This is a genomic window from Dyadobacter sp., assembly GCF_039919315.1.
GTDB lineage: Bacteria > Bacteroidota > Bacteroidia > Cytophagales > Spirosomataceae > Dyadobacter.
This window is the reverse complement of record NZ_JBDSFX010000089.1, coordinates 149,122-173,451: the sequence shown is the minus strand read 5'-3', so window position 1 is coordinate 173,451 and position 24,330 is coordinate 149,122. Positions and strand designations below refer to the sequence as shown.

General features: G+C 44.9%; 18 protein-coding genes. 11 read left to right on the top strand and 7 right to left on the bottom strand.

From position 1 onward, the window contains the following. Nucleotides 1–60 precede the first annotated feature (60 nt). From ABIO93_RS25175 to ABIO93_RS25160, 4 genes are all read left to right on the top strand, one after another. Nucleotides 61–1,401 (top strand): hypothetical protein, encoded by a 1,341-nt coding sequence (locus ABIO93_RS25175; protein ID WP_348072763.1) that lies wholly within the window; start codon nucleotides 61–63, stop codon nucleotides 1,399–1,401. Nucleotides 1,402–1,510: 109 nt separating this feature from the next. Then, on the top strand, nucleotides 1,511–1,930 hold the full coding sequence (locus ABIO93_RS25170; RefSeq protein ID WP_348072762.1) for an XRE family transcriptional regulator: 420 nt from the start codon (nucleotides 1,511–1,513) through the stop codon (nucleotides 1,928–1,930). Nucleotides 1,931–2,157: 227 nt separating this feature from the next. Beyond that, the gene (locus tag ABIO93_RS25165; RefSeq protein WP_348072761.1) at nucleotides 2,158–2,316 is read left to right on the top strand and encodes a hypothetical protein; all 159 of its coding nucleotides are present in this window, start codon (nucleotides 2,158–2,160) and stop codon (nucleotides 2,314–2,316) included. 116 nt (nucleotides 2,317–2,432) lie between these two features. Then, a complete protein-coding gene (locus ABIO93_RS25160; protein ID WP_348072760.1) occupies nucleotides 2,433–3,542 on the top strand; it encodes an OmpA family protein in 1,110 nt (369 codons plus the stop codon). A gap of 43 nt (nucleotides 3,543–3,585) precedes the next feature. Here ABIO93_RS25160 and ABIO93_RS25155 read toward each other — a convergent pair whose 3' ends face one another. From ABIO93_RS25155 to ABIO93_RS25130, 6 genes are read right to left on the bottom strand one after another with little or no spacing between them, the layout of a single operon-like run. Next, nucleotides 3,586–3,828: a hypothetical protein gene (locus ABIO93_RS25155; protein WP_348072759.1), complete on the bottom strand. Its 243-nt coding sequence runs from the start codon at nucleotides 3,826–3,828 to the stop codon at nucleotides 3,586–3,588. A gap of 1 nt (nucleotide 3,829) precedes the next feature. After that, the gene (locus ABIO93_RS25150; protein ID WP_348072758.1) at nucleotides 3,830–4,267 is read right to left on the bottom strand and encodes a hypothetical protein; all 438 of its coding nucleotides are present in this window, start codon (nucleotides 4,265–4,267) and stop codon (nucleotides 3,830–3,832) included. 10 nt (nucleotides 4,268–4,277) lie between these two features. Beyond that, a complete protein-coding gene (locus ABIO93_RS25145) occupies nucleotides 4,278–6,872 on the bottom strand; it encodes a fibronectin type III domain-containing protein (RefSeq protein ID WP_348072757.1) in 2,595 nt (864 codons plus the stop codon). A 28-nt stretch (nucleotides 6,873–6,900) separates the two neighbouring features. Continuing rightward, on the bottom strand, nucleotides 6,901–8,910 hold the full coding sequence (locus ABIO93_RS25140) for a hypothetical protein (RefSeq protein ID WP_348072756.1): 2,010 nt from the start codon (nucleotides 8,908–8,910) through the stop codon (nucleotides 6,901–6,903). Nucleotides 8,911–8,924: 14 nt separating this feature from the next. After that, nucleotides 8,925–16,706 (bottom strand): hypothetical protein, encoded by a 7,782-nt coding sequence (locus ABIO93_RS25135; protein WP_348072755.1) that lies wholly within the window; start codon nucleotides 16,704–16,706, stop codon nucleotides 8,925–8,927. Beyond that, complete coding sequence (locus ABIO93_RS25130; protein ID WP_348072754.1) at nucleotides 16,690–18,381, bottom strand: hypothetical protein; 1,692 nt, start codon at nucleotides 18,379–18,381, stop codon at nucleotides 16,690–16,692. The genes ABIO93_RS25135 and ABIO93_RS25130 overlap by 17 nt, the downstream gene beginning before the upstream one ends. Before the next feature lie 294 nt (nucleotides 18,382–18,675). On the opposite strand from ABIO93_RS25130, the gene ABIO93_RS25125 reads away from it, so the two are divergent. Further along, complete coding sequence (locus ABIO93_RS25125) at nucleotides 18,676–19,071, top strand: hypothetical protein (RefSeq protein ID WP_348072753.1); 396 nt, start codon at nucleotides 18,676–18,678, stop codon at nucleotides 19,069–19,071. Nucleotides 19,072–19,133: 62 nt separating this feature from the next. Here ABIO93_RS25125 and ABIO93_RS25120 read toward each other — a convergent pair whose 3' ends face one another. Continuing rightward, entirely contained in the window at nucleotides 19,134–19,523 is a 390-nt protein-coding gene (locus ABIO93_RS25120) for a helix-turn-helix domain-containing protein (RefSeq protein ID WP_348072752.1), read from the bottom strand. 128 nt (nucleotides 19,524–19,651) lie between these two features. Here ABIO93_RS25120 and ABIO93_RS25115 point away from each other — a divergent pair, with 128 nt between their 5' ends. The 6 genes from ABIO93_RS25115 (at nucleotide 19,652) to ABIO93_RS25090 (ending at nucleotide 24,308) form a co-directional block, all read left to right on the top strand. After that, nucleotides 19,652–20,440 carry an SDR family oxidoreductase gene (locus ABIO93_RS25115; RefSeq protein WP_348072751.1) on the top strand — a complete coding sequence of 263 codons (789 nt, stop codon included), beginning with the start codon at nucleotides 19,652–19,654 and terminating at the stop codon, nucleotides 20,438–20,440. Nucleotides 20,441–20,506: 66 nt separating this feature from the next. Then, complete coding sequence (locus ABIO93_RS25110) at nucleotides 20,507–20,830, top strand: nuclear transport factor 2 family protein (protein WP_348072750.1); 324 nt, start codon at nucleotides 20,507–20,509, stop codon at nucleotides 20,828–20,830. Nucleotides 20,831–20,863: 33 nt separating this feature from the next. Further along, nucleotides 20,864–21,793: a hypothetical protein gene (locus tag ABIO93_RS25105; RefSeq protein WP_348072749.1), complete on the top strand. Its 930-nt coding sequence runs from the start codon at nucleotides 20,864–20,866 to the stop codon at nucleotides 21,791–21,793. A 148-nt stretch (nucleotides 21,794–21,941) separates the two neighbouring features. Beyond that, nucleotides 21,942–22,847, top strand: coding sequence for an alpha/beta hydrolase (locus ABIO93_RS25100; RefSeq protein WP_348072748.1), 906 nt, complete (start codon nucleotides 21,942–21,944; stop codon nucleotides 22,845–22,847). A gap of 94 nt (nucleotides 22,848–22,941) precedes the next feature. After that, nucleotides 22,942–23,790, top strand: a complete 849-nt coding sequence (locus tag ABIO93_RS25095; RefSeq protein WP_348072747.1) for a helix-turn-helix domain-containing protein — start codon at nucleotides 22,942–22,944, stop codon at nucleotides 23,788–23,790. A gap of 95 nt (nucleotides 23,791–23,885) precedes the next feature. Further along, the gene (locus ABIO93_RS25090; RefSeq protein ID WP_348072746.1) at nucleotides 23,886–24,308 is read left to right on the top strand and encodes a helix-turn-helix transcriptional regulator; all 423 of its coding nucleotides are present in this window, start codon (nucleotides 23,886–23,888) and stop codon (nucleotides 24,306–24,308) included. The last annotated feature ends 22 nt before the right edge of the window (nucleotides 24,309–24,330 follow it).

The window sequence follows — 24,330 nt, the reverse complement described above, 5'->3', positions numbered from 1 at the left end:
ACTTCGGCATTCACACATATCCCGAACGATTCCATTGTAAGGCTACAAACCAATCCAGCTATGAAAAAACTGATCATACTATTCATTTTTCTAACCTTTTTTTCTTGTAAAAAAAACAAGTCGGCGGATCCGCAGCCGACTATCCAGGATGCTTCCTTTGCATTCCAAGAGTTTAAGGTGGAAGGCGTAAGTCAGGAAAATATTTCTTTCGTTGATAGGATCATATTTGTCAGATTGCCTCTGGATTATGCGCACGGCAAAATCATATTGCCATCCGTTAAAATGAATAAAGGTTTTAATCTTGAAACTGATATCAGCAAAGGTATCCGATATGAATCCAAAGACTTTTCCCTGCACGTTAGTAGCGAAAAGTATGGAGATCAATCCTTTGGGATCTGTGTTATTCCTGCGGTTCCGTTGGATGTGGAAGGAGATACAGCGCAATATGAGGTAACCATTACGCGCGATACTCGTGTCCAGATACCTATGGAGAATATTGGTAGTGTTCCCTTTGTAGACGAGCTGGGCAATTTCCACTATTTCCCGACTGTGAGCATGAAAAGCAAGCGTTCAGGTGAAGTGTTTGAAATAGTGTCTGCTATGTTCACGAGCGATGGATCAGCAAGTGACAAGATTTGGATCGACATTCCCAAAACAACTCCTGCGGATGTTTTTGATGTAACAATCAAATGGGCAGGTAAGGTACTGGATCGGCCCGGACTAATTAAAGTCAAGCATGGAAAACCTGAAATTGACCAGGTTGGCGGACTTTTCGTGGCCGGGAGTCCTTTGTATACGATATCAGGATTTAATCTGGACCCGGACCATACGTATGAGTTGCAACTTGAAAATGACTTCGTAAGTGCCGTTAAAATAGCACTGGTCAGAAAGGATTTCAATACCCTGGTTTTAAACATGCCTGACAACATTAAACCCGGTAACTATAACGCGAAGATTTTTATAGATTCGAAAGAATACCAGCCGCTATCCTATCCGTATCCGCCCTACGCGAATTTCAATTTCATGACAGCTGAAAAGCAACCGTTTCTGAGGATCCTATCCCGGCCGTCGCTGCTGAAAACAGGTGTGTGTTATTTTTATGAATCGACCAATGTGCTTCACAAAAGCGAGAATATCGTTGCTGATATTCCTTATGGATATGCTAATGAAACTACCACGGTATCACTCCGCATCAGGAACTTGGGGACAGGGCAGGAATACATTTTGCCAAGTACCGGTTCGCGGGAGACCGTACTTTGTTGGGGACCCACATTCAGCCAATTCCCAATTCCGGCATCAGTTCCCAAGGGTAGCTACGAAGTCTACGCGATTGTCGGTAATGATCTCAAAGATCCAAAGCAAACCAGCGAGAAGTTAGGCCAGATCGTCACCATCCAATAAAGGCAGATACGGACAAATGCCCGGTAACTTACCTAGCAACGCCTGTAAATTATCCGAAAACTTCCCGACGGATTTACATAAATTGCCTTTTCAAAAAATCGCAATCTGTATGGCACATACTACCTCCAATCCGAAGATCCACGAAGGCCGTAATCTTAAAAGATTCAGGGACATGCTCGGAATTAAACAAGATTTCTTGGCCTTCGAGCTCGGCGAAGACTGGAACCAACAAAAAATCTCCCTACTCGAACAAAAAGAAAAGATTGACGCTGACCTTTTGGAACAGGTTTCGGCTATACTTAAAATCCCGGCTGATGCAATTCGGAATTTTGATGAGGAACAGGCGATTAACAACATATCCTGTAACTTTTCAGGCAATGCTGTCAACAATAATGGGATAAACATTCAGCACATCAATCCAATTGACAAACTCATTCAGCTTCACGAGGAGAAGATTGCATTGTATGAGCGGATGCTGAAGGAGAAGGATGAGATGTTGGGTCGGTTGGAGCGGTTGATTGGGGGGTAGGTTGTCGACAAAGAAATGTTAGAAAACTTGGAACACCAGATTCATGATAAGAATGGTGAGCCGGACAAAGATCAATTCAGAAATTCCTTGGGAACAGGTAGTTAAGGGGAAATAGCAGGTTGCCTGCTTTTGCTATCTATAACCCTAATATGTTATTGTACTGCATGCCTGGTTAAGGGAAATTTGTAAAGTAATAGCAATTACAATACTCTTAACTAAAGATCCATATGAAACCCCGAATCAGTCAAATTGTGATTGTCCTTACGGTAGTTCCGTCGTTTATCAATCGCAAAAGCAAGAATGACGACGTTGTGAATCCTGCCGACGATTACGGTTCCATTTCAGTAATTACAGATAGAATTGCGTGTAATGTTGCTGATTACTAAGTCATTGCATGGAGCAACACTTCACCGGCAATGATGATGATCAATGGAAATCCGTTTGAATATCATGAAAACGCCAGTCATTTCCTTTCTCTAAAACCTCAATCAAATACTATAAAATGACCTCTAAAATATGCTTACTACTGATGATCGTTGTCAGTATATGCAATGCACAACCCAACGCAGATATAGCCCGGAATTTTGATTTCGTACAAGGTGAAAAAGTGTTGATACTAGAACATTTCGGCAACGATAATGTTGGTGATTTTCCAGCAAAATGGAGCACCAACAGTGGCGGTGAAATTGTAACAATTGCCGGTAAAAACTGGCTCCACCTTGGTAAGAGTGGTGTATTCATGCCTCAATATATCAGCAACCTGCCCGATAATTTTACTTTTGAATTTGACGCAACTTGCAGTGAAAAATTTAGTAATTACAGCAATGCACTCAGTTTTTCAATTGCCGAGCTGGCCAATCCCGCCAAAGACTATGACAAATGGAAACAGTTTAACCGCCTTGGCCGAAACGGAATTGAAATAAGTATTCATCCTAAAAGGGTATCGACCTCAAATTCTGACGGCACTACCAGCTATCAAAGTTACATCAACGGCAATTATGGCGACAAAAATAAGGCCAATCAAAGCCAATTTATCAGTGATGCAAAGCCAACAGTGCATGTGAGTATATGGCGACAAGAGCGCCGTTTACGGGTTTACCTGAATCAGGAAAAAGTTTGGGACTTGCCAAATGCGTTTGCAGTCGGTTCAAAGTACAACAGCATTTTGTTCCAAACCGGGAATTTTAAGAAGGAGGAAGATAAATATTACATCAGCCATTTGCGCCTGGCAGTTGGAAATCCGGATGTTCGCAACAAACTTATCAACGAAGGCAAGTTTGTATCATCGGGTATTTTGTTTGATGTAAATTCGACACACATCAAACCAGAATCGCTTGGGCTGATCAAATCTATTGCTGCCATTTTACAAGAAAACGAAACGGTAAACATCAAAATAATTGGCCATTCCGACAGCGATGGTGATGAGGCTGAAAATCTGAGACTATCAAAACAGCGTGCAGAAGCAGTGAAACAGATGCTCAGCAACGATTTTGGTATTAGCAGCAACAAATTAGAAACTGATGGCAAAGGCGAAAGCCAGCCAGCAATGCCCAATTCATCTTCGGAAAACAAAGCAAACAACAGAAGGGTGGAGTTTATAAAAATTAAATAGCCCTACAATATCCGACAGTCAGTTAATTTAGCGCATTGCTAATTCAGTCAAGGTATATTTGCCTGACTATCACATCGTTCCCGGCTTCAACCCGAATGGTGTATTGCCCCGGTTCGAATCCATTGATCGATAATTCGTTTGTTCCCTGTGTGAGCGGGAATGTTCTCAGTTGCTCCCCCGACTTGCCCAGCAGTGTCGCCCGCGAACCATTTTTAAGGATTTTGGCCAGAAGCTTCACGTTAATAATGTGCCGGGCTGGTTGAGGATAGATTAGGACTTTTAGCATCTCATTCGGGTATCAAAATGTACTCATTGACCGTATTACCCGTTTTTCTACTTTCATTCGTACGTTTCAGGTCAAGCTTGCTGTCGGTGGGCGTAGTGTTGATATAAAACTCAATATTACCGTTTGACTGACTAGGCGGAGGCGACAATTCATTCAAGATCAATCGATTGTTATCCGTTGAAAGCGCCCACTTTCCAATCAATTTACGACCATCCAAATCCATGAACGTAACCTGGGCAGCCAATGTCAGATCGAGCCTGAATTTGGAATATCCTGGCCTCGTGTTGTTCCCATTTCCCTCGGTGTAAACCAGGGTACCATTTTCCTTCACCGTTTGGGCTTTCCAGACCTTCCCCACATTGGCAGGCTCTACTTTTTTAGGTTCACACGCAATGCTTGTAAATGCAACCAGGGCCCAGATTAGTAATTTCGTTTTCATATTTCAATGATTAATAAACCAGTATCTTTTGTTTAATGAGCTGTTTTTCCGTTTCAATGACTACGATGTAAATCCCAGGAGTGAGATTTTCAAGACTGGTCTCCGAAAATTGGCTAGTCTCAAACTGTTTGTATTTCCTGCCACTTTTTTCATAAAGCGTGAGCAACGCATTCGTGGGTTTAGCGAGCTTGACGTACAATGTTCTTCCATTTGAATAAACCTGATTTTCAGAAACGACTGGTTCCGTACCGGTAATAATGTCAGACGCCAGAACTTTGGCAACATTACTGTAACCCGAACTACCCGCCGAATTTTTGGCCTTGATCCGATAGTAATAGTCATTGACATCCAGTATCTCCCGGTCGGCAAATTCGAGTATGGAGGCAGCCTGAATTCCAATTTGAACAAAGTTGGTATCCGGTTGCCGGGAACGCTCAATCACTACGTCGGTTGCATTGGCAGAAAGTGCCGGCCAGTTCAGTCTGATCAAATCAAAATCCACGGGCGTAGCAACCAGATCCCGCGGCGCATCGGGAATCGGCGCTTTGGGTGTACTGGCTTCCGCGACATTACTGTAAGGCGACGAGCCAATTGGGTTGATCGCTTTGACGCGAAAATAATACTTGGTAAGCTGCTTCAGTCCGGTTGCCTTATACGTCGTGATATTGGTTGCAACCTCTCCTATTTTCGCAAAAGTTTTGCCGTCAATAGAGCGCTCTATCTCAAAACTGGATTCATTTTTTGATCCGTCCGTCCAGGAAAGGTTGATTTGCTGATAATTGACCGCGGAAGCAATCAGGTTTTCCGGTGCAAGAGGTGCAATGTCAATTGTGGTTGCACTTGCAACATTAGAAAATTCGGAAGGGTTGGCCGTATTCACTGCCCTTACCCTATACCAATATTTCGTTGCCGGGGTTAGTCCGGTGTTTTGGTAGGCAGTGATATTGGAACCAAGATCTGCGATTTTATTGAAATTGGTACCATCCGTTGACCGTTCCAGTTGAAATCCGGTTTCATTCGTAGAACGATCGTTCCAGGTTAGGTTGATCTGGCTGCTTGAAATCGTCGTAGCAGTTAATGACTCGGGTTTTGCGGGCGGAACGTCAAATGTAGTTGCTTCGGCAACATTGGAATATTCTGAATTTCCGATACTATTCTTTGCCCGGACCCGGTACCAGTATTTGGTAAGCGTTGTCAATCCGGTGTTTTGATACGTCGCGGCATTGGCCGGCAAGTCGGCGAGTTTAGTGAAATTGGTACCGTTTGTTGACCGTTCCAGTTCAAACCCGGTCTCATTCCCGGAATTATCGACCCAATTGAGGTCAATCTGCGTATTAGAAATGGGCGATGCATTCAGATTCTGAGGAGTATTTGGCGCAATGTCCGGTGTAGTAGCCTCAGCCACATTGGAATAACCCGAATAACCACCTGAGTTTTTTGCCCGGACCCGGTACCAGTATTTTGTCCGTGGATTTAGTCCTGTGTTTTCAAATGTGCTAGTATTGGACCCAATATCAGCCACTTTCGAGAAATTAGTGCCGTCTGTCGATCTTTCTAATTCAAAATTTTCTTCATTGTCTGATACGTCTCTCCAAGTCAGGTTGATTTGACCTGCATTGACTACGCTCGCCGTAAGCGCTTGCGGCGTTGATGGCGGGCTCTGGTTTGTAATGTCATTAGCGACATTAGTATAACCCGAAACACCTGCTGCATTAATGGCCCTCACACGGTAGTAGTAACGGGTTCCCTGGGTTAGCGGGCCGTCGAGAAACTGCGTTACATTGGCCCCGACGGTGGCTATTTTGGAAAAGCTGTTATTATCATTACTTCTTTCAATTTCAAAACCGGTTTCATTGTCAGAACCGTCGATCCAGTTCAGCTGGATTTGAAAAACCTGATTGGCTTTGGCAATCAGCGCGGATGGCGCATTGGGAGCACCGGCATTTGTGACACCGCAAACTGCATTGGAATAGCCGGAATCGACGTTTTGCCAGCGCGCTTTTACACGGTAGCAATAGTTGGTACCCGGCTTTAATCCGCCATTGGTATACTTAAAATTATTTTCAAGATAACCGGAAGTGTAAACCGCGGAGTAAGATCCGCCACCATCGTCGGAACGCTCGACGACAAAAATAGCTGCTGCATCCTTCCCACCATTCCACGACCAGCTCAATGCTATGTCCGTTGTCGATTTACCGGAAATAGTCAGGTTCGTAGGAGCAGGCGGCGGAGCGACCGGCGTAGTAACGGTGACTTCGTCAGAGTACCGGACCACCGGAACTGTGTTATTGGGAGGTGCTACATAATATTTCAGACGATATGCAATCTGCACGCCGCCGCTAACTGATTTATCTTGATAAGTCTGAATGCCCGAAGCACTTTCTGTGAATGTCGCCAACGCATTGAATGAGCTGTGTATTCCGACCCATTTGTATTCAATTTCAACGAGATTATTGGTATGAGCGAATTTTTGCCACGATAGATTTACCTGTTGATAGGAAACCACCGTTGCATTCAGCGTCTGTGCCTGACTGTTTTTTGATAACATCAACCCAATCAAAAGGATCAGTGTAGTCAGAATACCTCTGTTTTTAATATTTTTCATGAGATAAATAAGTCCATGTTTTGATAACTCAGCGCCACTCTACACGTACCGGGTCAGTCGGCGCACTCTCCCTTTTATCGGCTTCAACTGTTACCAGGCTGTAATAATATCCAATGCCCGGAGTAGCGTATTTGTCAATGAATTCAGCAGTTTGGCCGGTGACACTACCGATCACTTTGGAGGCTACTGTTTTCTCAGTATACCGATATATAACCACTTTTTCAGGAATTTTAAGTGGAGCATCCCATGCGATTCTTACACCTTTATTTGTCGCTATAACGTTCAGGCCCCTTGCCGGCAGCACTGGTGGAAGTTCTTTATAGTAGGTGGTTTCGGGACTAAAAGCGCTTGCTTTTCCATCCATTCCGAATGCTTTTATGCGGTAGCTGTATGTCTCACCGTCCTTTACCAAAAAGTCCTCGAAACCATTGCGCGATTTGTCGTCAATGGTTTGCTTGTAAATTTCTTTGAATGCCTTTTCGTCGCCTGTCCTGCGCTCCACTGTATATCCAATGATGTACGGATCAATGTCCTTCATATTTTCCCAAACAAGGAAAGCGTGGCCTTCATGGTACAGCATTTCAGGGTTTAAAGGCGTTGCAAGGCGGTCGGGGTAGCGGGGTTGGGAATAAACCGGGTCGCTAGTAGGGCCGATATTGTAGCTGGTGTTAATAGCAGCGACTGCCCAACGATAACCCGTTCCCATGGCTAGTTTATTGAGCGGAACCTGAAAGCTCAATGAAGAACCCGATGCCAAAATGACGTCCGAATATTGTTGAAGTGAATCCGATTCGCTGCTGGCATTATAGATATAGTAGCCGTGTGTATCGTAGTCAGCTGGTTGCCAACGGAAGTATAGCGTATCATTTATTTCTGTTAAAGTAAGATTGGAAGGTTTCAACAATGCCTGGCGGTTGGCTTTCAACATTCCCGAAACACGGACCGATTCGAACGACCTGTCGTATACGCCATTGAGTTTAATTTGATAATAATACCCTTTCACCGGCTCCACCGATTGATCGTAATAAACGCTATCGGTCGCAGCGGCAGTAGCAATCAGTTTATAACCGGAATCGTAATCTTCACTTCGCCAGATTTCAACAGCCCTGAGGTTATTGGTTGAAGCCAATTTCCAGGAAACGCCGATTGCATCATAGTTTTCTTCTGACTTTGTGTGGATATCTGTGACAGTAGGAAGCTCTTCCTGAGGGCTAAGGTTGGCGAGCGTAACCGTATCCGACGCAGCGCTTTCATTACCCAAAAAATCCTTTAAAAATACCACATAACTGTACAGCATTTTCCGACGGGCATTATTGTCAGTTATTTCTAAAAACAATGAATCCTTGCTCCCCTTTCTGAAACTCCATTCAGCAGGACAGTCGGAAAAGTCCGTCTGCGCGTATACTGAACGCATTACCCGTACCCCTGAAATGTCGGGTCTGGCTTTTTTGATATGATATTTGATCCTGACCACTTTCCCATTGGCTGTGTGGCTCACCGACTTTAACGTAGTGGCCATCGTGGAGCCAGGCACACTCACCGTTGCCGGGTTATGATACACTGCATTGCCGCCTGCCGTTTTCAATTGGCGGATGCGATAGTCGTAACGCTTTCCCTGTTGTACATCGGTATCCAGATATCCAAGGCCGAGTGCTTCCAGATATTGTGGATTAGAGCCGTAAGTTCCCAGCGAGTCCACGGAGGACAATATACGATAGCTTGCATATAGCAATGTCGTCAACGAATCGTTGGGGATTTCGTACAATGGATTTTTACGCGATAAAATGGTCAGACGTGCTATCAAATCCGCGGCACTCCGTGGAGGTTTTTCTGTCGTGCATACCGGTTTCCAATCTGGCGTTCCGGCGTTGTTTGTGCCGATAAGGAGCCGTTCAATTACGTATTGAGGACCGTGCAACAACTTTTCAAACTGGATAAAAACGCCGTAGGGACCGGCCGTGGCCTGCGCTTGCTGTGCCTTTGCCTGAGCGGTGAGCAGGATGAAAAAGGCTGCGATGATATAGGTCGATATTTTCATTTCTATCAAGAATTTTATTCGTTGGTACTACATCCTGGTTGAGGGCATACAGAAAAGCTAGGTGAGAAACTCGGTGAAATGTCCAAGCTACCACCAATGGTATAAGAGCCTGCGGCTCCGACCCCTATGCAAAAATCGGCGCTCCCAGAATGCTTTATGCCAGTTATATTTTCTTCCAAGGTTACTGAAACTCCTGCGCCAACGTGTGCGCCCAAACTGAGCCCAATTGTTTTTGTACTCAGATTGACATCCAAAGCAGTATCTATTCCTCCGTTGACATGCACCTCACCACCCGCTGAGAAGGATAAGATTGTTCCATACGCATAGGCATGTGCACCAATGCCCATGCCAGTACCAAAGCCGAAAGCGCCATTTCCTTTATAGGTAGCGTATGCATAGGCGTCAATATATGCGTCCAGACCTATGTTATAGCCGCCTATTCCCGGGATTGACAGCTCGCTTTTGAACTCAGCAAATGGAACCGGGATCTCTCCGGTAGCATACACACCCTTGAAGCCGGTATTGAATGAACATGGCAAGCTTTTTCTATGGCTGCTGCCGAATAATACGCTTGTTGCATCAGCAAGATCATTGCTATTGTAATATCCCAGCATCAATCCTGCCTTCATGGTAACGGGCACAAGAAGCGGTACATATTTCAATGTTCCGGATGCTACGATGTAAAATCCATTACCATCAACCCTGACCTGAGCCATCCCATTTTCAAAAATCATACAGGGGGGAACAGGGAGTGCCGTCAATTGAACGGAACCTGTAAACCGGCTATTCTTCATGTCATATACCAGACTCAACCCTCCCAAAGGCGTGTCTATTCCGTCCAAACCTATTTTTTGCTTGTCCGCTATGATTTCACCGTGGGCAGTAAAGGCAAGCCTATTTTCCAATACTTTGCCTGTTTCTTTCCCATTGATATCTTTTTCCTTAAATGTTTCATCCAACATCTTAAAACCACCGGGCAAACCGGAAAACGTCATCAAACCCCATTGATTACCATTCACTTTTTGGTGGCAAAACAGTTGTGTCAATTTGGAGTTACCTTCCAGAGCCATGCTCAGTTTGTTCTTGGTGTAATCTGTGTTATTGCTGACGTCGTCATCGGTCCTGTAAATGCTCAACCTTTTGTTTTTCAAATCCGACAGACTTGCCGACGTGGTGATATCAAGGTCGCGATTGTGTGTGATATACGTTGTTTCTTTGGTGTGAACCAGCAACACGTTATTAATCAAAAGCTTGTCCGGTTCTTCCACCTTTCCACGCATCGCGATGATTCCATCTCCAAAGTATATGGCCTTGTTCTGACTCTTGTCGGCTGCAACATCATTCAATACTTCAAAATTGAGATAGCCACTGGTTTCAAGTTTGTAGGTTCCCGGAACCATGGTTTTGAGTTTTACCTCATTTGTCCCTTTGGGTTTTGAATAGATAAACCGCATTGAAACGTCCTTGGGAGCATTGGGGATTTTGGTCGATAATCCCGAGTCGAAGGCAAACCAGTCAGGGCCCGTTTCAATGGTGGTAGGGCGAATGTCGACGATATTGAAAAACCTGAACGACTTATTCCCTGAGCCAAAAGTTACAACATCCTCGCCGTTGTCCAGTAGCGACACGGTTTGAAATTCCAGCGCGTCGGTTAAACCCGGCAGTGAGCCAGCGGGAAGCGTAGCGGCAGCAGAATTCCCATCCGGCACTACCACATAGGACCAATGTCCTGCCATATCCGAACCCGTTTGGGCATTATATCCAAAGTATGATTTTCCTCCCAATTGCATTTTGGCTACCCCTGCCAGCTCCAATGGCAAATTTTTCTTGTCGGGTTCGAGTTTAAAAAAGTCATTTCTCAGGTTGAATTCACCAATAGGAATATCTACTTTTCCCGTTTTTACTATGCCGGAAGTAGCATAAAACCCACCCTTTTTATAATCCAGTTCCCAGTTGCGAATTTCAACACCCCATTTTCCTGCTAGTGGGAAAGTGAGCGGTGTTTCGCCTGATTTTTTGTCAATGGTATTATTCTTGATAACCAGATCACCAATGCTCACTTCCAGTTTCGAAGGGTTGGCATTCTTTACATCACAGATCACGACCGGATTGAGGTGAATCTCATCGCCCGATAAACGTGACCCTTCCAATTTACTGGTCGCATCAAACGCCAGCAATTTTATTTTCACGGGTTTTCCGTCGCTTTGTGAAATACCAAAATCAGTCCATTTGATATTGCTTTTTTCGGAGTCAAAAGCCACCACTGCTGTTTTGCCTTGCAGCACTTTGGGGTCACTTAGGAAAAGTTGGTTTTTGTCATAATATTTAAACAGATTGGCCGAGAAATTGAATGAATTGTCAATTACCTGGGCTTGTGCTATGATCTTGCCTTTGGTGGTGCCGGAAGTTCTTGTGATTTTTAATTTTCCTGCTTTATTCGGGTCGTCCAACGATGTGAGTTTAATATTATACCTGATATTTTTAACGTCCATATTGGGCGTGGTATGGTAAACCAGGTTGTTCATAATACCCTGTTCCAATTCCACTGTTTCACTTGCCGGAATGCCTTCCTGTGGCTTATCCGGGCTAGCTTTGAACACTACGTTTTCGAAACGTGCTTTTAGTTGCTTGCTATCCAGGGAACCGAAAGGCCCAAATCCTGGGTCCGACAGGTCCACAACACCTGTTACTTTCATCGTTTTGGGATCCATCTTTTCAATCGTGACCGGAAAGCCCCATATCGACGTGATGCTGAATTTATCAAAGGTGGATATAGTCAGTTTGAGTGACTGGCCTTTTGCCTGCGGCATGATCTGGTCGCTTTTTGTTCCGACATAAGTTGTCGCCGATGATTGGCCGGATGTTTGGGATTCGCTTGGGTTATAAGTTGCTTCAATGGTGCAATTGGAGAGATGCTTGTCAACATCGAGAGAAAACGAACCGTCTTTTCGGGATACCGTGCTGTATTTGACGACGGCGTTTGTGCCAGAGGAAACAAATACCTTGGCGCCCTCAACCGGTACGTCTGTGCCCTGTGGCGATTTCATCACGACCATTCCATTGACAGTTGCAGCGGGTTCGAGCAAGACAATTTTTGGCTTTGGTGTTTTGCTTTCTTCGTTCATTACTGACAATGTCTGGGTAATAAAGCCAGGTGCTGTTATGTCAACATAAAGGTTCTCAACCGATATATTTTTGAACTTGGCGTCGACTATACCATTTAAATCGCTGGGGCCAAAAATAAAACCGGCCTCACTTTTCCCAAAGAGTTTGACATGTGCACCCGGTACCGGTTTTCCTGACAGACCTTTTTCAAAAATCTTGAATGTAATCCGGTGATCGCGCTGGTATATACTGATATCGTCGGCATCGATATTAAACCTGCCGTTCGGCGCGGAGATTGGCTTTGGCAACTCTGTTTTTATATTCCTTTCTTCGTTGAAATAACTAATATTCACAGGCATTACTTTCAACATTTTGGCAGTCGAAGGCGCATCGATGTCAAATCTCCACATACCGTTATTGAACAACGTTTTGAAGATATATCCGTCGTCGGCCTGTACATAGGCCTCCATCGTTTGGCCCGCACCCAGCTCTGGTGCCGCCTCAGTCTGGTTTGCATTGCTTGGATCAATAGTTGTCAGGTCGGTCAATGGTTTTGTTGTCTTGCCGCTGTTTATTTTACCATTTACCAAACCAGCAGGTTTTATTGCACTTTGAGCTGAAACAGTTTTTGGCTTCAAGTCTTTTTCCAATTTCTCGTCATAGTCAATCGCCCTGCCCGTAATATGTGTATTGGGCTCCATCAGAACGGCGGGGTAATAACTGTTTTGGCCAAGCATAAGCTCTCCTATGCATATACAATTCTCACATCCCGAGCAGCTCGGCGGTGTGTCATTTTTGTTGCGAATAGTGAGTTTGGGCGTATCATCCACATAGAAGTTATAGCCGCCTTTAACGATTTTCACTTTGGCATTTTTGCCAGGTTTTAATACAAAAGGCGTGGTGATCCAGCCGTTTTCGTCGGTCATCTTATTGCTGTTGCTGGTCGAGCCATCGCCGGGTTCATAGGTAAGGGATACCAGGGCGTTTTTAATCCCTTTTGTTGGGTCCGATTTGTCAACGACCCGTATGTTGACAGTTGGCTGGCCTGGTTGCAAATAGCGTTGGACCACATCTGACTTGAACCATTCGTATTGATCCGCAAAGATGATATTAGTTGCATTTTCGGAAGCAGTACCTATGGAAATGCCGGTTCCATTGTTAGCACCTGATAGCAAATCCGTGTTCAACAACACAATCTTGTTGATAGGTGAATCTTGTATTTCATCTCTGATCCAATACTTGTCGGCTTTTTGACAGTCTTGTCCTGCGATTCGGAACCAATCCTTGTACTTGGAATATTCTGCAATCTTAATGGCATCTTCCGGCACGTCCAGATAGAGTAATTTGGTTAGATCTGTTCCTCCGCCGTCTGCCGGGAATCTAAATTGATAGGTCGTCCGGCAATTAATGGCTGCGCCCCCTGTAATGGTTTTCTTTTTCCCATCAGGGCCAATTTTGTCTGAGGTCTTGATCTGATCATCACTTAGTTTGCTCACATCAGTTTCATATTTTCCCAACCACGACTCATTGGTAGTAATCCTTTTCAGGGAAACCAATTTGTAATTATTCAGTCCGTCAACTGCCTGCTCGGTTGCAATAAAATATAAGTCGTTCGCCACTTTGGCCATGACCATTCTCGGAAAACTAATCATCCCATTTACATCTGATTTGCCCGAAGCAATCTCTCTGAATGATTGACCATTCATATTCTTAATCGTTTGAACCCCGGAACCTTCGTCCGCAGGTGGACGCATATTTGCTCCTGGTGCAGGAATTTTCTGGTTTAGAGATCGTAACACGGAAATCCTTATTCCGAACAAATTCTGTTTGTACCCAGCCTTTTGAATGGCTGTTGTGTCCGACTTCATTTGTACCAACAGGCTGTAACTCTTCACTTTGGCTATAACGGTTAGAAAGTCAAAAGAGCCCTGAGGCGTCATTTCACCGTCGAAATCCGCTACCGGGCTGGCATAATATTCATTTTCTACCACTACCCGGATGGTGCGTTTGAACACGGTCGGTTTAAAACCAAACTCTCCTGGTGTTCCTATGGATTTGGTAAGTTGCCCCATTTCCATTGGTTTTGTCATCTTCACCTTGAATTCAAATGAACCGTCCGAACCCGTCGTTTTTGTATCGAGAATCGCATCATATCCTTCGTGAAATTTACTTATCTCGTTGCTCAGGCTATGATTGAAAGTACTCACCTCTCCCGTTTCTTCATTGCGATAAACCACCTGTAATGTAACCTTGGTATTGGCAAGTGGCCTCGCTGTCGCCCCATCTTTGCCCAAATCTGCAAATTGATATGCCAACTTACCCTTAAAAGTCATCGTCGGCGGCTCGGTGGTTTCTATATTGAAAGTGGCTTTTTCAATTTTAGCGGGAGTGGGCAGTAATGTTTCTTTCTTATTTAAAAAGATAATAGCCTGACCGTCATCAGGTGTTTGCCCACAGCCCGGACAGTAAACGCGGTAGTTATCGTATGATTTATCAGCATATACCAGTCTTTCAAAAGTGGCGGAGTAAGCATCCGCATTGGCTTTTAACTGGGCCATGCCAATGAAATCATAGCCAGCAGATTTGAGCTCGCTTTTGATTTTGTCAATGGGATTAGTGCTGGCGTTTTCTCCGGTATTGGAAGGATTTGAAGCCAAAGAATTGGCTTGAATTTTACCATCCCATACAGCGGTTAGCGATGTCTTCTTCTTTTCCACCTGTCCTTCGACCGGAAGCCTGAATTTTTCATAATCACCGCCCTTTTTACGATATATCACTACATGTTGGCCGCTCAGTTTTGCATCTGGCGCACCAGGCCAGTTTTTATAAGTTTGTTTGGCTGTCAAGTCCAGCGTATAGCCGGAGGCGAGCCAGGTGATACCTTCTACTTTATAAGTTCCCTGCTCATTGCGGGATAATTGAAAAGTATTTTCAGTGCTGCTCTGATAGGTTACCGAGCTCGCGATGGGTTGAATAAACGGGTTGACCGGATCTATCACGCAACGTGTAAACGTTTGCAAAGCGTCGGAATTGAACAGTGCCGATTTTAGTACCTTAATGGTATATCGTCCCATTCCATCCGACACTCCGTACTCCACAATAGAAGTCGAAAATGTAGTTTTTTGCGCATTTGCTGATTTAGAAAGGGATTTGGACTGATCGGAGGTGTTACCCATATTTCCGGGCAGTGTAAAAGCCGCAGCTTCTACCACTTTTGATAACTGTACTTTTGTATTTGGCAAAATATGAGCCTCTCCGGCCTCGCCTGGGTATTTGAATGCTAAAATACCAGTGATCGTTAATGTGTCTTTCGCGCTGCCCAAGTCCTTTGCAAATAATGAAAATGCAACTGACTTTGAAGCAAAAGCCTCATCAGGCAACTGTGCTTGTTTACGTATCAGGTCCGATACGCCCAGTAGTTCAACGGACACTTCATATTTTTTGTCCATCGTCATACTGGCGGGCAGGTCTTCCTTCTCGATTTGGAAGTATGGCGTTCTAACCTGGCGTTCAAGAATGGGTTGATCCGTGGCCTTGGCGGATATTGTTTTGATTTTGATTTTATAATTAAGCGCATTTACATAATCCAGAATAGATTTTTGATTACGAGGAACCGAATTATAAGCTTTGCGTAGCTTTGCCTCAAACTCCTTATCCAGCTCCCAGGTAAATGTCAGAGGATTGTTGTTCCCTACCTGCATACTTTTTGTTCGCAAAGCACCACTTTGATTTGGGGAAGTCATGGCGATATATTCAAGCCCCGGAAGCACTTGTGTTGTGCCATAAGTAAATGCCTGCACAGGGCTTTTACCGTCATTCAGGAAGTTCAGTTTCTGACCGGTAGGTTTCGCCTGGACGCGCCATGCGTAACGTTTGCCTTGTTGCAGCGGAGGATATTGAGGCCCGTAAAGTAATGTCGTTGTTTTCAGGTTATTAACTTCAACGCCCGATCTTGGCAAAACCATAGCATCAATGTAAACATTCGGGTCTGTATTGGTTTCGGGCAGCTCAACGATGCGGATGCTATATTCTACCTGATTAGGCAAAACCCCGACGGGCGCTGACCATGTAAATAACTGCGTTTGCGGTGTCCGCATGGCTATTTCTTCATTGCTGAAAGGTGAAATCAGGATGGGTGGTTCTATAATGCGGACAGGGATCAGGCCGCTGCATCCCATTGGAAATTCTGCCGACAACGGACGCAAGGTAGCGTTTTCAAAAGCCTGTACACAAAGCTGGTAATTGCCTTCCGGCAAAGGAAGTCCTCTGTAAAGCAGATCTTTACTCATACCCTGAACTTCAATCTGATTCAAATCAAACAATTGTTCCAGTTCAGATCTTGTGATCAGCCTGTTAACATCTGTGGCGCGCAATGTCAGGGGCATTAACGGACGATAATTCGGCGAAGTTTGTATGATCACACCATTATCGCCTTCCAGTTTGCCCAGTAGCCTGATATTCAACTCTTTGCCAGAAAGATTAGAAATAAAAACCTGAACACGGTTGCCCGTTCCAGGATAATCCTGAATGTAGGGACTATATGGCGGCAAAACGTTCGTCGTTATACGTACGGACAAATTTTGGGCAGCCGCATTAAACGTTACCATTAAAACCAGCAATATTGATCCTAAAACGAACGGACGAAATAGCCTGTTGATAATGGCGCTGTATATGTTAGAAAGAAATTCCATATCCTATATTTCCTCTGAGTTCGTTGAATTTTTCTGTTTGAATGCCCGTGTTGGAATTCAGGTAACCGAGCGACAGGCTCAATGATTGCTTCTTGGCGATCTGGTACCCGGCATTGGCTGAAACGGTCATTACTTTTCCCGTCACACCAAATTGCTGGTTGACGAGATAGGATACATTGGCCGAAGTGTTCATTTTCTTTTTAAAGAATGTATAGTTCGTACCGAGCGTCGGGCCGTAGAATTTTACTTTGGAATTTTCCAATGGTGGAACGGCTGCCGGCAGACTGGTCTGGGTGTATGATAGCATTAAATTGAGCCCGAAACCGCTCTGGTTTTGCTGCAAGAAATAACCGAAATTGAAATTTTGGTTGTTGTTTTCAGTTTGGGAAGCTGTCCTTTCATTCAGGTCGGACAGCTGCTGATGTGTGGCAGTGAGTGTAAATATGTGCGACAGGCTGGTGTTAAAAATAGAATAGCGGGTATTGACGGTAGCAGACAAATTGTTTTGCGCAATCCGCAATGTGTCGATCAGCGGCCTTATTCCTGCTTTTTGGCTTAAACCGTAGTTGGAAAGCGAAATATCAAAACCAAAAACCGGATCAGGGTTGACCGATATCATCAGTGAACCAATGGACCGACCTGTCCCCGCATTTTTATTGTTGGCCAAATTGTCAAACTGTCGCCCATAACTTCCTGACATCCGGGCTTTTCCTTTTAAGAAATTCAATGACGTGGCAACGGTATAACTTTCAATGTCGCTCTGGAAATAATAAGCGCCCATTGTCTGAAAATTCGGATCAATGCGTTTGTACTGCACTTTCACCGAGCCCCATTTGGCCTGATACCCCACTGCGGCCTGCGTTGCCTGGGTAAGCTGTGTTGAAAGGCGCGGCGTGATCAGATTTCCGAACAATTTAACTAAAGGATTTTTGCCCTGCGCACTTACCTCTGACGCCTGCAAGTCGCGCGTGTAAGAACTGGCGGCGGCGTCCAGCTCCACCAAAAAATGCTTCACCAAAAGCAATCGCGAAGTAACGCCCACAACCAGATTTTCAGCGGCAGTAACACTTTGCTCGGGTGTAGAAGGTATTCCAGCAATGGAACTCGTGTCATCTTTTGCGCGCAGCATGACCATATCCACATAGTTATTCGGTTTGCCATAACCCAGTTTTACGGCATAGCCCGTGCGCTTGAATGACGGGATAATATTGGGATCGGCGATGGTGGAAGAGCTGGCGCGATTGAACCTTCCATACACCGCACCAATGCGAAGCAACCCCGGATTGAGCTCCATTCCGCCGCCTAAAAATGTATGTCCGGCGAGCGTGAACGGTGAGAATGATACGTTACGATATCCCGCATGGACGGTGGCCCATTTATACGACGGACTAACACCGAATTGATTAAACGGCTGACGAAAACCCGATCCTTGATTCCCCAGAACAGCAGAAAACGGCAAACTGATGCCGCCAGGGAGATTAAGTGTGACCGCTCCGCTAAGTCCAAACGGTGTCCGTTGATTGCGCGGCGCAATGCCATTTGATGTATAAAACCCCGCGTAAGCATTAAGTCCTCCCGAAACCGTCAAAATCTTGGTCGATTGTTTCTCCTGAGCCCGTGCAATCGGAATGGCTAGAAGAAAGGCGAACAAAATCAAAAAGTAAAGATTGCGCATAACGTGATCTGTTAACTGACAATGCAAGGTAATTAGCGCAAAAATTCTTTTTTCAAGGTGTGAGTAGCCGGTAGGGTAATCTTAGAATCTGGTGTGGTTTTGTAGATAAGTGGTCATAGAGATGAGTTTACTCATTCCATTAAAATCGGCATTTAGAAAGATGATCATTGAAAAGGCTAAGTCACCGCTTTTAACTGAGGCCGGACATTAGACTGTTTCTGCTGCAAAAAAGGAAGTAATCAGTTCAAAGTTAAATATCAAAGCAGGAAGCACACCATAGATAACGAAACGTGCATGACTGCTCGACTTTTGTCCTATTTATCGTCTTTCAGGGACATTGTCTTTGGTCATAATGATATGCAACTGATGATTGATGCATTGAAACAAGCATTCAACCATCATATTATGGTTACTAATCTGGGCAAAGTCACATATAAAACCGATTTTGGAATATTAAAACTAGGATCGCTGTATGGGCCAATGGTTCGATCAGGGAAAGAAATGGAACAGACGATCGGCGCATTGACGACCAATGGTTCGCTTGGATTAACCAACACCAGTGATAATCCGATTCCCGGTCTGGTTGTGGAAATGAAGAAAATCCTGATGGAAGCTTGTCAGGGATGTGCTGATTCCAGCAATATCCCCGATGTCGAAGGCCGAACTGCCCAATCGTGCTTTCTTGCTTAACTTAATAAATCTGAAACTGTCGTGGGGAAACTCACGGCAGTTTTTGTTTATATCAAAAATTACTACTCGTCAATGATAATATTCGAGTCAGCTTGCCTGGCAAATGTTCTTTCAATGAGCGTCCGCAAACGCTGGTCATGCTGGTCGCCCCATTCGCCGATTGCGCCGATCACGGGAATCAATGATTTTCCAAAATCGGTGAGATAGTATTCGACTTTTGGCGGAACAACCGGGTAGATCACTTTGCCAATCAGCTCGTGGTTTTCCAATTCTTTCAATTGCACATTCAGCACACGTCGGGAGGCACCGGGGATTTTTCTTTGCAGCTCGCTGGGTCGTTGGAAGCCTTGGTTGATGAACCACAAAAGCCTCATTTTCCATTTGCCGTAAAGCACTTCTCCGACCAGGTCGAGCCCGCAGTTGAGGTCGGGCAATGTCTTTCTTTCATACATGATGCAAATATAACCATATGCGTTTAGCAGTTCAATAGGGATAAATTTATCCCTATCTGAATCGTAAATCCCTACTTGTCAGGAAGTAGCATAGTGCTGAAATTTGTCCTAAACAAATCAAAAAGGTCATGGATTTTAATTTTGAAAACGAAATAGCAGGTAAAGTTGCACTGGTAACCGGGGGCACTAAGGGAGCTGGCAAGGCCATCACAGACCGCCTTTTGAAAGCCGGCGCAACAGTGATCATTACAGCCAGAAACAAGCCGGAAGAAGAAAATAACGGCACTCATTTCATAGCGGCAGATTTAAGCAAACCTGACGGAACACAGAAAGTGGTTGAAGAAATCACAAACAAATTCGGCCGTCTGGACATTCTGATCAATAATATGGGTGGCTCGGAAACGCCCGGCGGCGGTTTTGCGGTGCTGTCGGACGATGATTGGGAATCCTCATTTCAGACCAATCTGCTCGCACCCGTGAGACTCGATCGTGGTTTCCTGCCGGGAATGATCGAGCGACACGAAGGCGTTATTATTCATATCGGATCTATCCAGGCAAAGTTGCCTTTGTATGACTCCACCCTCCCCTACGCGGCGGCTAAGGCAGCATTGGTTAATTACAGCAAAAGTCTATCCAATGAAGTTGCACCGAAAGGCGTGCGCGTGCTCACCGTTTCACCCGGCTGGATCATGACCTCCGCATCTGGCAGAATGATGGATCGCATTGCAGAAAGCTCAGGCGGCACAAAAGAAGAAGCTGAGAACAGCGTCATGAATGCGCTGGGGGGGATTCCGTTCGGCAGAGCGGCCTGGCCGGAAGAAGTGGCCGAGCTGGTTGGCTTCCTGGTTTCACCCAGAGCTGCTTACCTTACGGGCACCGAATTCGTGATCGACGGCGGTACAATTCCGACGATATAAGCAGGCATTAACCAAAACAATTATTGAAACAAAAACCATTTTAATCAACATAAAACTTACATTATCATGAAACTTCCAAACACCATCGAAGGCCTCATTCAGGCGCAAAACAACCAAGACAGCACAACATTTGCTGAATATTTCACTGCTGACGCAACCGTGGCCGACGAAGGCTCGTCCTATTCTGGAAGAGACGAAATTAAGGCTTGGAATCAGCAGACGACTGAAAAGTATCAAATGCAATTAAAACCAATTGATTTCAATCAAACAGGCTCAAAGGGCGAGCTCACCGTCGAAGTAACTGGCACATTTCCCGGCAGTCCTTCCGTGATGCAGTATCACCTGGAATTGGAGGACACATTGATCAGTTCCTTAAAGATTACCGGGTGAAAAGTGAGTTGTAATTTAATATCCAAAGTAAATATGATCATAAAATCAGGGCTGACATTCACACTCTTAATAGTATTAATGTGGTCTTTCCCAACATTAATCTTCGCACAAAAGCAGAACTTAAATAGCAATTCTGACCCGTCTAAACGGATCAGAATTGCACCTGAAAGTGTTTTCAAAAGTTTTCGCGAAGCGGGCATGAAGCCCGTTAATCATAAATTGACGCCAGCTGAAAATAAAAAAGTAAGCAATGCTTTTGCCCTTTTGCCACCATTACATCAGCGAATTTTAAAACAGCATTTGCAGAGCATCAGCTTCATGGATAACATGCCGAACACGGCATTGACTTCACCGGTTGATACGGGCGGCGCGACAAAAATGTTCAACATTACTTTTCGGGCAAGCTTGCTGGACGAAAACATTTCCCAATGGGCGACCTGGAAAGAAAAAACCTGTTACAAGCAAGAAGCTGATTCTAATTACAACGTGCGCGTGGAAGGCGGCGAGATGAATGCCATGATTTACGTGCTCATGCACGAGGCTACGCACATTGTCGACTTAGTGACAGAAATTACCCCGCATACCGCCGAAGCAAATGCGGTCGTGGGACCGACGACATTTACAAAAGACATTTGGCGCCTAAGCAATATACCTGCCGACCCATACATTGACTCGCTGCTCGAACAAACCCGCTTTCGAAGTGGGAAGCAGGTACCGATCAGCCTGGCGCCGGAAATTTATGCAAAGCTCGCGAAGACACCTTTTCCATCTTTATATGGAATGGCAGCCTGGTCTGAGGATATCGCCGAGCTTGCAACGATCTATCATCTTACTTCCAAATTAAGCCAGCCGTTTTATATTGTTGTCACCAAAGACCATGTTGAGCTGGCCAGGTTCGAGCCGATGAAAAATGTGCTGGTTAAACCGAGATTGGAGCAACTTTCGACCTTCTACGCGAAATAAATTCTCAGGTCGGGAAAAATGTACAAGCCGCATTGACTTTTATCCATTCTTCCGCGCTGCTTTCCGGGCCAACTTTGCAATGTCAAAACACAACGACAATCAGCTAACGGTTAGTTGATTAACTCAAAAATCCAAACTTACTACTCTAATGAAAACCATTGCATTGACCATCGGATTGATCTTCACACTTATCCAAAGCCAACTCCTATTTGCGCAAACCCGCAAGCCAGCATCCGCAGGAAGAGAAGAATACATTGAAGTTGAAAAAAATGTTAAGCTGCACGTCATTGACCTTGGCGAAGGACAACCCGTGGTACTCATTCACGGATGGCCGTTGAACAATGAAATGTATGAATATCAATACCAGTATCTGGTTGAAAAAGGGTTCAGGGTAATCGGTATTTCCCTTCGCGGTTTTGGAAAATCAGACAGACCTTTCGGAAAATATGATTTCGACACATTCTCAGACGACATTAAAGTGGTTTTGGAAAAACTGAAAATTGAGAATGCGACGCTTGGTGGCTTTTCAATGGGCAGTGCCGTGGTGCTTCACTACGTGACTAAATACAATGGGGCGCATATCAGTAAACTGGCCGTCTTCGGTGCAACCGGCCCATCATGGAAACAACGCGAAGGCTATCCTTACGGCATCACCGACCAGGGCGCAGCCGATTTGATCAAACAGACTAAGACCAATCGGGAGCAACTGGTGGCAGGTTTCGGGAAAGCATTTCAGGGACAAGAAGGCGGACTTTCACCAGAATCTATGAAATGGCTGGAAAACATTAACCTGAATGCATCACCATACGCTACTACACAGGCCATTTCAGCATTGCGGGATCTGGATCTGCGTCCTGAGCTGGTGAAAATCAAAATGCCCGTCGCGATATTCCATGGTGTAAATGACAAGTTATGTGATTTCTCACAGGCTGAACAGTTGAACAAAGCGATCAAGGGTTCATATATCGTGAAATTTGAGAAAGGCGGACACGGGTTATTCATTGAAGAAATGGATAAATTTAACTCCGAACTCGAAAAATTTGCAAGGAAGTAATTACCCTAGGGTCCCTGTGCAGCTGCCGACGCTTCACAGGGACTTTCTCCGATTTTAAACCAAAAGACATTACCAACATTCAGCGTATATAGCCATGAGTACGACGGTTTTCAACAATAATTTAAAGACATTGGGATTACTGCATGTAAGTCAGGCGCAGACAGACGCCATCAACGGACCCGATTACAAACAATACATTAAGATCCTTTATTTACCGGCCGGCTACAAACTTAGGGTAGATTTTGCCTGCTACGACACGCAGCAGCCAACCCTTTTCTTTATCAGCCCTAATCAATATCTGGAACTGGAAGAAGCTGGCGAAGAAAGCGGCTATTTCATTTTCTATAATCGTGATTTTTACTGCATTCAAATTCATGATCAGGAAGTTGCTTGCGATGGGCTGCTTTTCAACAACATTCGAAACATGCCCAAAGTCGAGCTTTCGGAAAAAGAGATCGCTTTTTTGGGAGGCTTATTTAAAGAAATGATCCAGGAGTTTCAACTCAAAGATAGCTCGCTGGAAGAAATGGTACGGACCTATCTCAAACAACTACTAATCCGCGCAACCCGCTCCTGGAAAAGGCAGCATTTGGACAATGCAGTGACCGAACAGCAAAGCGATCTGGAATTTTTCCGCAAGTTTACCCGACTGGTGGAAGAGCATTATAAATCCAAGCACACCGTCGCCGATTATGCAGATTTCCTATGCATGGCGCCGAAAACGATCACTCACAAATTCAACCGTCTGCGGCTGCCACAGCCCAACGAGGTGATTAAAAACCGGATCATACTGGAAGCAAAACGGTTGCTGGTACATACTTCCCTCACTGCAAAGGAAATCGCCTACGACCTTGGTTATAACGACCCGGCTTATTTCAGCAGGCTGTTTCAAACTAAAACGGGTGAGTCACCGTCGGGCTTCCGAGCGAGCTTTTTGGGTTAGGGGATTTTGTAACTTACATCGCAATGCCTGTAAATTATCCGGAAACTTCCCGGCGGATTTATATAAATTGCCTTTTCAACGAAATAGCACTTTGTATGACACCCACTACCTCCAACCCCAAGATCCACGAAGGCCGTAATTTGAAACGTTTCCGCGAAATGCTCGGAATTAAGCAAGACCACCTTGCGTTTGAGCTCGGCGAAGACTGGAACCAGCAGAAGATATCTTTACTTGAACAGAGGGAGAAGATCGATTCTAACCTATTGGAGCAGGTTTCGGCTATTCTTAAAATCCCTGCGGAGGCGATTCGGAATTTTGATGAGGAAAAGGCTATGAACATTATCTCAAATACATTTCACAGCGGTTCATTTGTCGCAAATTCAGTCGAAACTTATCATAATAATCCCATTGATAAACTCATTCAGTTGCACGAGGAGAAAATTGCATTGTATGAGCGGATGTTGAAGGAGAAGGATGAGATGATGGGGCGGTTGGAGAGGTTGGTTGGGGATCGGTAGGTCGGTTTGCGACAGTGACGCA